Raw genomic sequence first — 13,688 nt, forward strand, 5'->3', positions numbered from 1 at the left:
CGCGGGCTAGCCGAGGAACGCATACCCCTCTCCCCGGTACGTCGGGGTCGGCGTGGCCGTGTCGCCGTCGATCAGGTGCACCTGGTTGACGTGCTCGCACAGCTCGCCGGCCTTGGCGTGGCGGAACCAGACCCGGTCGCCCGGCCGCAGCGCCTCGGCGGCCGGCCCGACAAGCGGGGTCTGCACCTCGCCGGCGCCCTCGTCGCTCTTGAAGCGCAGGCCTTCGGGGAGCCAGGGGGTGGGCTGCCGGGAGGGCCCGGTCTGGCCGGAGGCGATCCACCCGCCGCCGAGCACCGTGGCGATGTTCGGCGCGGGACGGCGTACGACGGAGAGCCCGAAAAAAGCCGCCGGTGTGGGCCGCCACGCCCGGTAGCCGTCGAAGAGGGTGGGTCCGAGCAGTCCTGAACCCGCGGCGATCTCGGTGACCGACGGGTCGGCCGCGGTCAGCGCCATGCTGCCGGTGCCGCCGCCGTTCACGAACTCCAGGTCGGCGTGCTCACGCACGGCCGCCACCGCGGCCATCCGGCGCTTGAGCAGCTCGGGAAGGGCGCGGCGCTGCATCATGCGGATCGCCCGGGCGCGCAGGGCCTGGCCGGGTGGCATGTCGCCGACGCCGGCGATGTGCGCTTCGTAGGCCATCATCGCGACCAGGGCGAAACCCGGGCGGGCAACCAGGCGCCGGGCCAGCTCACCGGCCTGCGCGGCGGAGTGGACGGGGGAGCGGCGTACGCCCACGTGCAGCGGGCCGGCCGGCTTCCAGGAAGCGTCGAGCTCGAGACAGATGCGGACGTCGGGACGCTTTCCCGCGGCGGTCACCGCGTCGATGAGGTCGAGGTGGGCGGTGCTGTCAACCATCAGAGTGATGGCGGCGGCGAGTTGCGGGTCGGCGGTCAGCTCGGCGATCGCGGCGCGGTCCACTGTCGGATAGCCGATCAGCACGTCATCACTTACGCCGTTGCGGACCAGCCAGATCGCTTCGGGCAGCGTGTAGGCCATGATTCCGGACCAGTCCGGGCGCTGCAGCACCCGCTCCAGCAGCGCTCGTACGCGTACCGACTTGCTCGCGACCCTGATCGGCTTACCCGCCGAGCGCAGCGACAATGCGGCCGCGTTGGCGTCGAAGGCGGCGAGATCCACCACCGCGATCGGCGTCTCGAGGTCGGCGGTGGCGCGGTCCAGTCGTTTCTGAAGTTCGCTGCGTTCGGCGATCACGGGAGCAACTTATCCGCTCGCGAGCCAATGCGAAACACCTTCATTTTTGCACCACCCGAACGAGCGCAACCACAGTGAGCTGCGCCCGCCCGTTAGAGTGCTTCGGGCAGGACGACGGGAAGGTAAGGGTCATCGACACCGAAACGAGCTCGGCACGCAAGGACGCGGGCCCGGTTGATCTATCCGGTACGGCAGCGCTGCGCTCCGTACTGCGGATCCGGCCGTTCCGGCGGCTCTGGCTGGTGCTCAGCGTCGCGTCCTTCGGCGACTGGATCGGCATCCTCGCCACGGCCCTCTTCGCGTCGCAGCAGGTCACGGGCAGCGTCGCGCAAGGCAGCGCGTTCAGCAGCACGATCGCCATCCGCCTGCTGCCCGCCCTGATCCTGGGCCCGATCGCCGGCGTCATGGCCGACCGGTTCGACCGCCGCTACACGATGGTGATCTGCGACATCCTGCGGTTCTTCGTGTACGGCTCCATCCCGGCCGTCGCCCTGATCAGCGATTCCGGCGCCTTCACGGTCACGTGGACGGTCATCGCCACGTTCATCGGCGAGACGATCACGCTGATGTGGATCCCCGCGAAGGAAGCCGCGGTCCCCAACCTGATCCCCAAGGGCCGGCTCGAGGCGTCCAACCAGCTCACCCTGATCACGACGTACGGCATCACGCCGATCCTCGCCGCCCTCGCGCTCGCCGCCCTCGACGGTGTCGTCCGCGGCCCGGTCGGCGGCCTGCCCACCTGGGCGTCACCCGTTCAGGTCGCGCTCTGGATCAACGCGTTCTCCCGGGCCGCCACGGCCGCGGTGGTCTTCTTCGGCATCAGGGAGATCAGCCAGGGGCGCCGCGAACGCCAGGAGAAGAACGCCGAACAGAGCATGTCGAAGCAGTTCGTCGAGGGCTGGAAGTACATCGGGAACACCCCGTTCGTGCGAGGCCTGGTGCTCGGCATCTTCGGCGCGTTCGGCGGCGCGGGCATCGTCGTCGGCACCGCCCGGTTCTTCACCGCCTCGCTCGGCGCCGGTGACGCGGCGTTCTACCTGCTCTTCGCGACCCTGTTCATCGGCCTGGCCATCGGCATCGGGCTCGGCCCCGCGATCGTCAAGGAGCTGTCCCGGCGCCGCTGGTTCGGCATCAGCCTGGTGATCGCCAGCGGGGCGGTCGCCTTCCTCTCCATCGCGTTCCACCTGTCGATGGCGCTGTTCGGCGCGCTGTTCGTCGGCGCCGGAGCGGGCATGGCGTTCCTGGCCGGTGTCACGCTGCTCGGCGGGCAGGTCAACGACGAGGTCCGCGGGCGCGTCTTCGCCGTGGTGCAGATCGGCGCCCGGCTTGTTCTGCTGCTCGCCATCTCGCTCGCCGGTGTGCTGGTCGGCATCGGCAGCTCCCGCACCGTCGACCTTGGCAGCCTCTCGTTCGACATCTCGTCCACGCGGGTGCTGCTCCTGGTAGCGGGTGCGCTCGGGATCTGGAGCGGGGTCAGCGCCTTCAGGCAGATGGACGACAAGCACGGCGTACCCGTGCTCGCCGATCTTTGGGGTGCCATCCGGGGGCGGCCGTTGTCGGCGGGGGAGCCGTTCACGCGTACCGGAATCTTCGTGGTCTTTGAAGGCGGCGAAGGCGCCGGGAAATCTACGCAGGTCATCCGGCTCTCCGAGGCTTTGACCGGGGCCGGGCACGACGTCGTCGTCACCCGCGAGCCTGGGGCGACCGATGTGGGCGCGCGCATTCGCACGCTGGTGCTTTCCAACGGCACCGACGCTGACGCGCCGTCACCTCGGGCCGAAGCCCTGCTTTACGCGGCCGACCGGGCACACCATGTGGCAACAGTGGTACGCCCGGCGCTGGCACGTGGCGCGGTTGTGATCAGTGATCGGTATGTGGATTCGTCGCTGGCCTACCAGGGAGCCGGCCGGACCCTGCCCGTTCAGGAGATCAGCTGGCTGTCCTCGTGGGCGACCGGCGGCCTCAAACCCGACCTGGTCGTGCTGCTCGACGTCGACTCCACGGTGGGGCTCGGCCGGGTCGACACCCGCGGTGCCGGGCCGGACCGGCTGGAGAGCGAGTCAAAGGCCTTTCACGAGCGCGTCCGGTACGCCTTCCTCGACCTCGCGTCCGCCGATCCGAAGCGGTACCTGGTTCTGGACGCCGCCCGGCCGGTCGAGGAGATCGCCGATGTGGTGGCCGCGCGGATCAACGGGCTGCTCACCGAGGGCGACGACCACCATCCCGAGCCGGCCTCCACGGATCTGCCGCCCAAGCCTGACTTCTCCGCGCCGGACCTCGCGCCGACGATGGCCTTTCCCGCCGGCGCGGGCTCGGACCCTGCCGGCTCGGACGCCACGGTGATCGTCCGGTCGCCGGCTGGGCCTTCTGGGCCTTCTGACGCTACTCAGGTCATCTCGCCTGGATCTGTGGCTGCGGCTTCGGGTTCGGCTTCCGGCGGGTCTCCTGACGCGACGCAGGTGATTTCGCCCGGTTCGGACGCGACGCAGGTCATTTCCCCGGCGGATCTGCCGGATCGAGCCGGCGCCCGGCCGGATCAAGACGATCCGCCGGTGGGCGAGCGCCGGTGAACGAGCGAGAATTGACGCCATGAGTGTGTTCGCCGACCTGGTCGGTCAGGACGAGGCCGTCGAGACGCTGAGCCGGGCCGCGGCCGCCGCTGCCCGGATCGTCAACGGAGACCTGTCGGCGACCGCGGCGATGACCCACGCCTGGATCTTCACCGGCCCGCCCGGATCAGGCCGTTCGGTGGCGGCCCGTGCCCTGGCGGCGGCGTTGGAATGCGAGCGTGACGGGATCGGCTGCGGCGAGTGCCACGGCTGCCGTACGGCGCTCGGCGGCACCCACGCCGACGTGCGGTTCGTCGTGCCGGAAGGCCTCTCGATCGGCGTCGGTGAGATGCGGGCCCTCGTGCTGCGCGCCGGCAGCGCCCCCTCCGGCGGCCGCTGGCAGGCCATGGTGATCGAGGACGCCGACCGGCTCACCGAAGCGGCTGGGAACGCCCTGCTCAAAGCCATCGAGGAGCCGCCACCCCGGACGGTTTTCCTGCTCTGCACGCCGTCCACCCACCCGGACGACATCTCCGTGACGATCCGGTCCCGATGTCGCGTCGTCGCGTTGCGCCAGCCACCGGCCGAGGCCGTTGCCGAGGTTCTCGTACGCCGTGACGGCATCGCACCCGCAACAGCCGCGTGGGCCGCCGCCGCCGCGCAGGGTCACGTGGGCCGGGCCAAACGACTCGCGAACGACTCGGACGCGCGCGCCAGAAGGGACGCGGTCCTGGCCGTGCCCCGCAGGCTGACCGGCGTCGGAGCCTGCTTCGACGCGGCGTCCGCCCTGATCGAAGCCGCCGAGGCGGAAGCGGGCGCGGCAGCGATCGACTCGAACGGCGCGGAACGGTCGGCGCTCGAGCAGGCGCTCGGCGCCGGCGGAACGGGCAAGGGCGCGGCAGGCGCGATGCGCGGTGCGGCCGGCCAGCTGAAAGAGCTGGAGAAGCGGCAGAAGTCGAGGCTCACCCGAGCGCAACGCGATGCGCTCGACCGGGCGCTGGTGGACCTCGCGGGGTTCTACCGGGACGTGCTGATCACCTCGCTGCGAGCGCCGGTTGCGGTGGTGCACACGGACACCGCGGTGCAGTCCGCGGCGGCGGCCGAGAAGTGGACGCCGGAGAGCACGCTGCGCCGGCTGGAAGCGGTGCTGGCCTGCCGCGAGGCGATCGACCTCAACGTCAAACCGAAGATCGCCGTCGAGGCCATGATGCTCAGCCTCTGGCGCGGCTGAAATTCCCCTTTCATTGCCCGCTTCTTAGCTGATCAAACGTCCTGGCGCTGTCGGATCCAATCCACAGTGGCTGTCCACAGGGGATGCGTCTTACGGGCAGCACCGTTTACGCTTCTGAGCCGTAACGCATCAGCGGTACGCGCGGTAAGGAGCCGACGGATGCCCCGCGAGATCGACGAAGCGTGGATCGACGAGGCAATCGAGCGGCACCGCCGCATCGACGCGTTACGCGCGGAATTCGAACGAGCGGTGACGGCCCACGTGGTCTCCGTCCACTCGCCGGACGACACCATCGAGGTGCTGGTCACGGCCGCGGGCGACATCACCGACGTCCGCATCCGCGGCTCCCTGCAACACCGGAACGCGGCAGAACTGGCTCGAGAGGTGCAGGCGGTGGTCACAAACGCAGCCCAAGCGGCCCGCTGGGCCCGCGAAAAACTCCACGACGAGATCTTCGGCGCCTTCCGCACCCTCGGAGACCAGTGATGAGTGGGCAGCCGTGACGGGGATCGCCGATCGGTTGGAGGCCGCTGCCGACTCGCTCACCGGTGTGGAGCGGGAGTTGCCGCTGCTCGCGACATCACCCGGCAGTTTCGGGGCGGACAGCGAAGGGCTACCGGGCCGGGTCGGCGGGCAACTGCACGCGCTCTGGGCATCCGCGCTGGCCGCGCGATCCCGGGAGGCCGCCGACGCCGCCCAGCAGTTGACCCGGCTGGCAGTCGAGGTGCGCGCCGCTGCCAAGGCCTATACCGAAACCGACGACGAGGCCGGCCGCCGGATCCGACGCTCCGGCAGGGAGAATTGATGGACCGCCTCGACCGGCTCCTCGACACGGCAGGGCCGCTGCTGCGGAGGGTGGATGCCGCGCTCGGAGATGCCGGGGCACCTGCCGAGCATGCGGTCTGGGGTGCGCTCAGACGCGTACGGTTGCTGCCGGGCGATGCCGTGCGTGCGGTCGCGGCGTTGCGGCCCAGCGACCTGGCTGAGGCGTCCCCGGAGCTGCGGTCGACGGCTGGCAGTTACGCCACGCTGGCATCGGATCTGCCACCGCCGGGGGACTGGTCCGGAACGGCGGCGGACGCCTACGACCGGGCTCGGCTCGGCGTGGCTGAGCATCTCAGCACCGGCCCGGAGAGCCTGGAAAGCAATCTGCGCGCGACAGCGGATCTTGCCGACGACCTGACCGCCTGGATGCAGACGTCGCGTGACGGCGTTGCGGAGGCACTCGCCGAAATCCTCGTCTCGACGGAAGCTGTCGCGTTACTCACGGACAATGTGGACTCCGCCGCGCCGGATCTGGCCGCTCTTCTGCTGCTGGCGGTTGGTGACGCCTACGACCGGGGCATGGACCTGCTGCACCGATCGGCCGAGTTGGCATTCACCCATTGACGCGACAAAAGGCATCTCGGACACAAGATCCTGTGCGGCCGATGGGCCGTGTACCAGGGGCTGCTGCTGTAGCTCTCTGAGCTGGCAATTGGCGGCGGGGCGCGGCTGTGTCAGCGGCCATTGGCCGCGGTTGCGGCTGTGTGAGGCGGCCGTCGAGGGCGGATGCGGGCGGGCGCCCATCACCAACGCCGTCGGCATCTCGCCGGACGCGTCAGGGGCGGGGACGGGTGCGGAGGGCGAAGATCAGTGCTGCGGTGCCGGCGGCGAGGAAGGCTAGGCCTCCGAGGATCATGCGGTTGACACTGGGGCCGGTGATGGGTAGGCCGCCGCCTGTGCCGCCCTTGTCGGGGGTGGCTCCGGCGGCCTCGGCGGTGGAGGCTTGGCCGGCGGGTTCGGGTGAGATTGCGGCTACCTCCATCATGCCCATGTCGAAGTTGATCTCGCGGCTCTCGGTGTAGCCGGGGTCGGAGCGGGTGCCCGACGGAGCTTGGGCGATGGTGACTGACAGGGCTGCTGCGCGGGCGGCGATGGCGTGGTCGCGAGCGGCTTGCTGAACGTCACCGAGCGAGATCGTGACCGTCGTTCCGGAGTCGGTGACCGGCGCACTCTCGGTGGTGGGATCCTTGACCTCGGGCACATCCGGAATCTCGGGGAGTGACCCATCGTCGCCGGCGTCCTGGAGGTCGTCGGCCCGCGGTATCTCACCCAGCGCCCCAGCCGTCGAGCCGCCAGCCTTCGGACCGCCAGCCTTCGGACCGCCAGCCGCTGAATCGCCAGCCGCTGAGCCGTTCGCCGCCGAGTCGTCGGTCGGCGAGCCATCCCCTGGCGAGCTGTCAGTCGCTGAGCCGTCATTGCCGGAGCCGTTCGCCGCGGTGCGCGATGCCGGACCGTCCGATTTGTCCATTTCGGCTGCGATCACGAAGTCGACGCGGTCGCCGGCCGCGTCCAGGCGTGAAGTTTCCACGCCCTTTCCGGAGACTTCCACGACAGCGGGGATGTACCGGACCTCGCCACCATCCTTCGTGGACATGCTTGCACGCAGCGACGGTGGCTTCAGGATCTTCACCTGCACTGCGCCGTTGAACAGGTCAACACCACCGCCAGTAAGGCCGGCCGACGCTACCGATGCGGTGGCCTGGCCGCGCCGCTCCAGCTCCGTGGTGCTTTCGCTGGTCACTTTTGGTACGCGGACAAGTGGCTCATCACCTTCCGAAAGGATCCCGGCGTCACTCAGCTGTGCTGTGGCCCGCGTCACCTCACCGACGGTCGCCGCGCATGCCATAGCCGCCTGCCACTGGGCGTGAGCGGTCAGCTTTCCGGCGCCGAGGCTGACCGGTCCCACCTCGGCGCCGGGTGTCGAGCGCACCGTCTGCTTCTTGTTGGTGGGCGGAGCCTGTTGCTGCACCGCGGCCGTGAGGTCGGCCGGGGTGGCGTCGTCCTTCGTGTCGATCATGCGGGCGACGGCGGCGGAGTTCAGTGCGGCGTCCGCGGCGGAGGTCAGCAGGGGGTTGGCGACCAGCGCGGATCTGGCGTCGCCGATGTGGGCAATCGCATCGTCCGGCGCTGCTGCGGGCGTACCCATGCCAAGGGCGTTGATCCGGAGAATTTGACTGCCGGACTGTGCGGAATAGCGCTCGGCCTGCCCGCATTGGGTAGGCGCGGCAGTGGCCGGGAATGGCGCCGCCAGAATGCCCACAGCGCCGAGAGTGCCCATGGTTGTCAGCCCTCGACGCCATTGGACTCCGCGTCGCGCGTCGCCTTCGTCGGCCGTTTCCCCGTCCTCCGCGGCGGGCACCTCAGGCAGCGGATTCGGCTGGGTCGAGCGCAGCACCGCCGCGCGTTGACGGCCCCGGGAGAATTCGACGATCGCCGGGGAAATGGCCGCTCGGTTGATTCGGCCCGTCCGTGGTTTGTTGTCCTGTTTCGGCCGCGCAGCGAGTTCGGAATCGCGGCGAGTGGTCGCCGCCAGATTGTCCCGTTTGGGCATGGCAGGCTTCATGAAGAGTCCTCCCCCAAGGCTTGCCGCATGCAGCGGCGTCTACGGAAGTACTCAACGAGGTTCGATGCAGTGGGTTGCGGGGATCTATGGCTATCTGCGCTATTTCGCACGCAAGGTGCGTCGCCGTAGGGTGGGTGCATGGGCATGCTGTGCGCAGTCAGCTTCAATCGGTACGGCCGCCTCTACTACCTCGACCCGGGCGAGTTCTCGCCGCAGGTGGGTGACCGCGTGCTGGTCCCCACCGACGACGGGCCCGAGGTGGCGGAGTGCGTCTGGGCGGCGCAATGGGTCAGCGAGGATACCGACGGGTTCCCCAAGGTCGCCGGTCTCGCGGACGATCGCGACCTGCGTCGCGACGACCTGCTCAGAAAACGCAAGGCCGAGGCGAAGGTCGCCGCCAAGAAACTGATCAAGTCCCATGAACTGCCGATGAAGGTCGTCGCGGTCGATCACGTTTTGGAGCAGGGCGGTGCCGGCGGCGCGCGCACCACGATCTACTTCACCGCACCGCACCGCGTCGACTTCCGATCCCTGGTCCGCGATCTGGGCGCCACCCTGCACTGCCGCGTCGAGCTGCGTCAGCTCTCCGCCCGCGACTCGGCCCGCGTCCAGGGCGGCATCGGTTCCTGCGGCCGCGACCTGTGCTGCGCAACCTTCCTCACCGACTTCGAGCCGGTCACCATCCGCATGGCCAAGGACCAGGACCTGCCGCTCAACCCCCTGCGCATCTCAGGCGCCTGCGGCCGCCTCATGTGTTGTCTCAAATATGAGCATCCGTTGTACGCCCGTTTTGCGGAATCTGCCCCCTCTGTTGGCTCGCGAGTAACGACACCTGAGGGCGATGGCCGAGTGGTCGCGCACAGCGTCCCCAAAGATTCAGTGGTGGTACGTCTGGACGCAGATGGTTCTCGGTGTTCCTGCTCGCGCGCCTCGGTATGTGGGCCGAGACAGGCTTACGACGGACGCGGGGCGGCAGAGAGCGACGGCACCGGACTCGCGTAGGCAGTCGCCTTCAACCAAGCCGGCGTGAATTCGGTCTCGATGAGTTCTGGCCGCCAGGTGGGCTCCCCCGCCTTGGGCCTCCCTTTCCCGCGCGGGATCACCCGGATGAAGGCGAAGGCCTCTCGCAGGATGGCACGCTGCTCTTCCAGACCCAGTCGATTGAACTCCTCAGATTCAGCCTCGATATCGACCACTCTGGCGGCGGCATGACTTCCAGCCTGGGCGAGGGAGTACCTGATGCCGGCTAGCTCCTGGCGGAGCGTCGCAGTGCCCGTAAGGAGGGCGTCCCGGTCAAGCAGGCCTACGGTCCGATCCTCTACCAGTTCGGCCATCAGCTTTTCGATCTCCAGCGCCCGTCCCTCGAGTGCGCCCCTGTCGATCGGTAGTGGTTGCGGTCGACACGTTGACCGGCCCATGAGTTCCATCTGTCGGATAAGCCGGGAAACCACCACTTCGTCGGCAAAGTCGAGCGGAAGCTGGCAATGCCCGCGACTGGCACTCGCGTCCTCAGGGCCCTGGCATACGTAGATCGGAGCGTCACCGCGCTTGCTTGCCCCCATCTTCCCGCCACACACCGTGCAGGTGGCGATCCGGGACAGCAGATTGGCTAGCTTGCCGACCGTGCTGTCCGGCCGTTCGCGGTCTGCAAGGAAGCGGTCCACCGCATGCCAGGTCGGCTCGTCCACAATCGGCGTCCAGTCTCCGTCGCCCATGATCTCCCCGTACAGGGTCGACTTCGCAATGTTGCGTGGAGCTCGAAGAAGGAACCGCACTGCGACGTTGTTCCATCGACCGGAAGGGGCATATACGTTCTTGCGTGGTGCCCTTGGCCGGGCGGTTGCTGCATCGGGCGCGGACGTCCTGAAGCCTGCTTCGTTCCATTCTCGGGCCACCGTTGTCAGTGCTTTGCCGGCGAGCACGTCGTGATAGGCCTTCAGTACGGCCGCAGCCTCTGCTTCCCTCAGAGTGCCGTCCATCTCATAGCCGAACGGGCGACGAATCCACTGCGGTGTGCCGTTTGCCACCCGCAGATCGTTCGCCAGTATCTGCCGCTCAGCCTTCCGCTCGACCTCAGCCGACGCGACAGCTGCCAGGATTCGGGCGACCATGCGGCCTACGTCGTTGGTCAGGTCGATGTCCCCGGTTGCGGTGGCGAGACCGATGCCCCGGTCCAGCGCCAGATCGATCAAAAACTCCAGGTCCTTGATCGAACGGGGCACCCGATCCAAATGCCAGGCGACGATGAGGTCAGCCTGGCCAGCCTCGATCATCTGGACTACGCGCCGCCAACCGGGGCGGTCCGCGAGGCGACTGGTGGTGGCTGAGATCGTGTCGTCGACAACCTCGACGACATCCCAGCCACGGGCCAGCGCAAGTCCTCTACAGGCCTGTTCCTGGCGCTCCAGGCCGGCACTTGCTCCGATCCTGTCCATACTCATGCGCAGGTACAGCACGGCCCGGGGCACTGATGCCTTGGCGGACGTAGCCCTGATGGCGCGACGCCTGGCCGCGCTATTGACTCGTGACAGTCCTGTCATGCGACTAGGCTAGAAGTAGCATTTGCTCCCGCGCAAGTGAGATCAGTTGTTCAATCGGAAAGTTCCGGGTCTCCGCTGGAGCTGCATTCGCTGCGTAATGGCGATGGTCATCTATGAAAAGAAGGAAGCCCAGGCCATGTGACCTGGGCTTCCTAGTGGAGCCGCCTGACGGAATCGAACCGTCGACCTACGCATTACGAGTGCGTCGCTCTAGCCGACTGAGCTAAGGCGGCAACGAACGTTGAGTGTACGGCATGAGCGCGCCGCCGATCGCCACGGGTGGGGTTGCCGGGCGTTTCGCAGGTGGGCGACTTGGCGGGCGTTTTCGTCAGACGTCCGGACTAAGGTGCCTTGCGTGACCGATCACGAGCCGCGCCGCCGTCCACGGCAGCGTTCTGCCGAGGCCGAGCCTTCTACGGCGCGGCGACCCGAGAATATGGATCCGCAGCAGCTCGGCTTCACGCCGCAGCGGCCGGTTGGGTGGCTGGCGCCTTTGCTGCTGCTCAACACCGGTCTGCGGGCGTTGCTGGCGATTCTGTTCGGGTCCTTCCTCGACAAGCGGGAGCTGCAGAACGCCCTCTCCGGGGAGTCGTTCCAGCAGCCGGGCGTCGACGGGGAGTTGTGGTTCGACTACGTCGCTGACCTGGGCGACGGGTTCGACGCGACGTATTCCATTGCGTACCTGCTGGCGCAGCCGGAGCTGGAGATCGACGGCCGTAAGCTGCCCCGCGGTCAGGTGCTGCTCATGGGTGGGGATCAGGTCTATCCGCTCGCCAGTGGTGACGGCTATGAGAACCGCATGAAGGGCCCCTATCGTGCCGCTCTGCCCGAGGCGCCGGCCACGGGACCGCAGCCCACTCTCTTCGCCCTGCCCGGTAACCACGACTGGTACGACGGGCTGACCGCGTTCCTGCGCCTGTTCGCGCGGCGTAAGGACGGGCACATCGGCGGTTGGCGCACCCAGCAGCGCCGGTCCTACTTCGCGGTCGAGCTGCCCGCGAGGTGGTGGCTGTTCGCGATCGACGAGCAGTTCGGGGCGTACATCGACGATCCGCAGTTGCTGTATTTCGAGAAGGCCGCCCGCGCCCTCGGCCCCGATGACCGGGTCATCCTCATGACTCCGTCGCCGACCTGGGTGAAGGCCGCCAAACGCCCGGAGACGTACGACGCGGTCGACTACTTCATCCGGACGATCCTGGCGCCGACGGGGGCACACGTCCGGCTGCTGGTCTCCGGAGATCTGCACCACTACGCCCGCTATTCAGGCGAGGACCGGGAGCTGATCACCTGTGGGGGTGGCGGCGCCTATCTGGTCGCCACGCACAACCTCCCGGAGCGGCTCCAGGTGCCGCCGCCCGAGACCCTGACCCGCAGCGCCAGCCGCAGCCGCGACTACGACCTGGTCACCACGTTCCCCACCAAGGCGGAGTCGCGGCGGATGAGCTGGGGTGTCTTCCGCAACGTCCCGACCCGCAACCCCGGGTTCACCACCATGATCGGCATCATCCACACCCTGACGATGCTGGCCATGGCGGGCGTGGCCAGCGAGGGCGGCATCTTCCAGCGCCTCTTCAGTATTCCGCTCGTCATGATGCTGGTCCTGATCCTCGCCGGTGCGGTGCTGTTCGCGCAGCCTCCGGGCGCCGGTCAGAAGGACCACGCCCGGCACTGGATCCTCGGCCTTCTGCACGGCTTCGCTCAGATCGCTCTCGCCGCCGGTGGCACCTGGCTCTGGCTCCAGCTGCCGTTCCACGTCTGGTCCTGGCCCGGCCCTCTGGTGGTCGCGGCGATCCTCTACGGGCCGGTCGCCGCGATCCTGGGCACCCAGCTGCTGTCGCTCTACCTTCTGGTGGCCGGCTTCTTCGACGTCAACACGAACGAGCTCTTCGCCGGCCAGGGCATCGAAGACGCGAAAAGCTTCCTGCGTCTCCACATCACTCCCGACGGCACGTTGACCATCTACCCCATCGGTGTGGACCGCATCGCCCGGAAATGGATCCCCGTGCCCCAGGCGGACCCGGAAAAATCCTGGCTCCGCCCCGCCACCCCGCTGACCCCTCACCTGATCGAGCCCCCGATCGTCATGGACGGGCCCATCCCCTGACACGCCGATGGCGCACGGCATGAATCCGTGCGCCATCGAGAGGCGATGCTAGGCGTTCTGCAGGGAGCCCTGGGCGATCTGCTCGAGCAGTGCGGAACAGAAGGCCGGGAGGTCGTCCGGCTTGCGGCTGGTGATCAGGCCGCGGTCGATGTAGACCTGCTCGTCGATCCAGGTGGCGCCGGCGTTGGCCAGGTCGGTGCGGAGGCTGGGCCAGCTGGTCATGGTCCGGCCGTCCACCACGCCGGCTTCGATCAGGGTCCATGGGGCGTGGCAGATGGCTGCTACCGGCTTGCCCGCGGTGAAGAAGTCCCGGACGAAACGGATGGCGTCCGCGTCCAGGCGCAAGAAGTCCGGATTGGCTACGCCGCCGGGCAGTACGAGGGCGTCGTAGTCGTCGGCGCTGGCTTCGCTGACCTGCTTCTCGGCCTGGTAGGTCGTGGACTTGTCCAGGTGGTTCATGGCCTGGATGGCGCCGGGCCTGAGCGAGACGAGCTCCGCCGTGCCGCCCGCGTTCTCCACGGCCTTGCGGGGTTCGGTGTACTCGACCTCTTCGACGCCGTCGGTCGCGAGGAACGCGACTCGCTTGTTCTTGAGTGAGGTTGTCATGGTCGGTCCCCTGTTCTCTCGGCGTTACAAGATTCGAGTTCCCGGGGACCGGGGTGGC

The 13,688-nt window shown here is 68.4% G+C and carries 11 protein-coding genes and 1 tRNA gene; 7 read left to right on the top strand and 5 right to left on the bottom strand.

Annotated features, from left to right (window positions below):
- Positions 1 to 6: 6 nt before the first annotated feature.
- Entirely contained in the window at positions 7 to 1,212 is a 1,206-nt protein-coding gene (locus Ahu01nite_RS13755; RefSeq protein ID WP_203836877.1) for an amino acid deaminase/aldolase, read from the bottom strand.
- Between the two features lie 242 nt (positions 1,213 to 1,454).
- Between Ahu01nite_RS13755 and tmk the strand changes: the two genes are divergently transcribed.
- The 5 genes from tmk to Ahu01nite_RS13780 all read left to right on the top strand — a co-directional run bounded on the left by tmk (position 1,455) and on the right by Ahu01nite_RS13780 (position 6,381).
- Positions 1,455 to 3,782 (top strand): dTMP kinase, encoded by a 2,328-nt coding sequence (gene tmk, locus Ahu01nite_RS13760; protein ID WP_239158832.1) that lies wholly within the window; start codon positions 1,455 to 1,457, stop codon positions 3,780 to 3,782.
- 19 nt (positions 3,783 to 3,801) lie between these two features.
- Positions 3,802 to 4,992: a DNA polymerase III subunit delta' gene (locus Ahu01nite_RS13765; protein WP_203836878.1), complete on the top strand. Its 1,191-nt coding sequence runs from the start codon at positions 3,802 to 3,804 to the stop codon at positions 4,990 to 4,992.
- Positions 4,993 to 5,151: 159 nt separating this feature from the next.
- Positions 5,152 to 5,478 (top strand): YbaB/EbfC family nucleoid-associated protein, encoded by a 327-nt coding sequence (locus Ahu01nite_RS13770; RefSeq protein ID WP_203836879.1) that lies wholly within the window; start codon positions 5,152 to 5,154, stop codon positions 5,476 to 5,478.
- Between the two features lie 13 nt (positions 5,479 to 5,491).
- Positions 5,492 to 5,797 carry a type VII secretion target gene (locus tag Ahu01nite_RS13775; protein ID WP_203836880.1) on the top strand — a complete coding sequence of 102 codons (306 nt, stop codon included), beginning with the start codon at positions 5,492 to 5,494 and terminating at the stop codon, positions 5,795 to 5,797.
- Positions 5,797 to 6,381 (top strand): hypothetical protein, encoded by a 585-nt coding sequence (locus Ahu01nite_RS13780; protein ID WP_203836881.1) that lies wholly within the window; start codon positions 5,797 to 5,799, stop codon positions 6,379 to 6,381. Before Ahu01nite_RS13775 ends, Ahu01nite_RS13780 begins: the two co-directional genes overlap by 1 nt.
- 211 nt (positions 6,382 to 6,592) lie before the next feature.
- Here Ahu01nite_RS13780 and Ahu01nite_RS13785 read toward each other — a convergent pair whose 3' ends face one another.
- The gene (locus tag Ahu01nite_RS13785; RefSeq protein ID WP_203836882.1) at positions 6,593 to 8,380 is read right to left on the bottom strand and encodes a hypothetical protein; all 1,788 of its coding nucleotides are present in this window, start codon (positions 8,378 to 8,380) and stop codon (positions 6,593 to 6,595) included.
- 138 nt (positions 8,381 to 8,518) lie between these two features.
- Between Ahu01nite_RS13785 and Ahu01nite_RS13790 the strand changes: the two genes are divergently transcribed.
- Positions 8,519 to 9,382: a PSP1 domain-containing protein gene (locus Ahu01nite_RS13790; protein ID WP_203836883.1), complete on the top strand. Its 864-nt coding sequence runs from the start codon at positions 8,519 to 8,521 to the stop codon at positions 9,380 to 9,382.
- Here Ahu01nite_RS13790 and Ahu01nite_RS13795 read toward each other — a convergent pair.
- Positions 9,334 to 10,920 (bottom strand): recombinase family protein, encoded by a 1,587-nt coding sequence (locus tag Ahu01nite_RS13795; RefSeq protein ID WP_203836884.1) that lies wholly within the window; start codon positions 10,918 to 10,920, stop codon positions 9,334 to 9,336. The genes Ahu01nite_RS13790 and Ahu01nite_RS13795 overlap by 49 nt on opposite strands.
- 156 nt (positions 10,921 to 11,076) lie before the next feature.
- A tRNA-Thr gene (locus tag Ahu01nite_RS13800) sits at positions 11,077 to 11,153 on the bottom strand.
- 122 nt (positions 11,154 to 11,275) lie between these two features.
- Between Ahu01nite_RS13800 and Ahu01nite_RS13805 the strand changes: the two genes are divergently transcribed.
- Complete coding sequence (locus tag Ahu01nite_RS13805) at positions 11,276 to 13,024, top strand: metallophosphoesterase (protein ID WP_438874775.1); 1,749 nt, start codon at positions 11,276 to 11,278, stop codon at positions 13,022 to 13,024.
- A 48-nt stretch (positions 13,025 to 13,072) separates the two neighbouring features.
- Here Ahu01nite_RS13805 and Ahu01nite_RS13810 read toward each other — a convergent pair whose 3' ends face one another.
- Positions 13,073 to 13,630 carry a type 1 glutamine amidotransferase domain-containing protein gene (locus Ahu01nite_RS13810; RefSeq protein ID WP_203836885.1) on the bottom strand — a complete coding sequence of 186 codons (558 nt, stop codon included), beginning with the start codon at positions 13,628 to 13,630 and terminating at the stop codon, positions 13,073 to 13,075.
- Positions 13,631 to 13,688: the final 58 nt, after the last annotated feature.

This window comes from Winogradskya humida (assembly GCF_016862215.1).
Classification (GTDB): domain Bacteria; phylum Actinomycetota; class Actinomycetes; order Mycobacteriales; family Micromonosporaceae; genus Actinoplanes; species Actinoplanes humidus.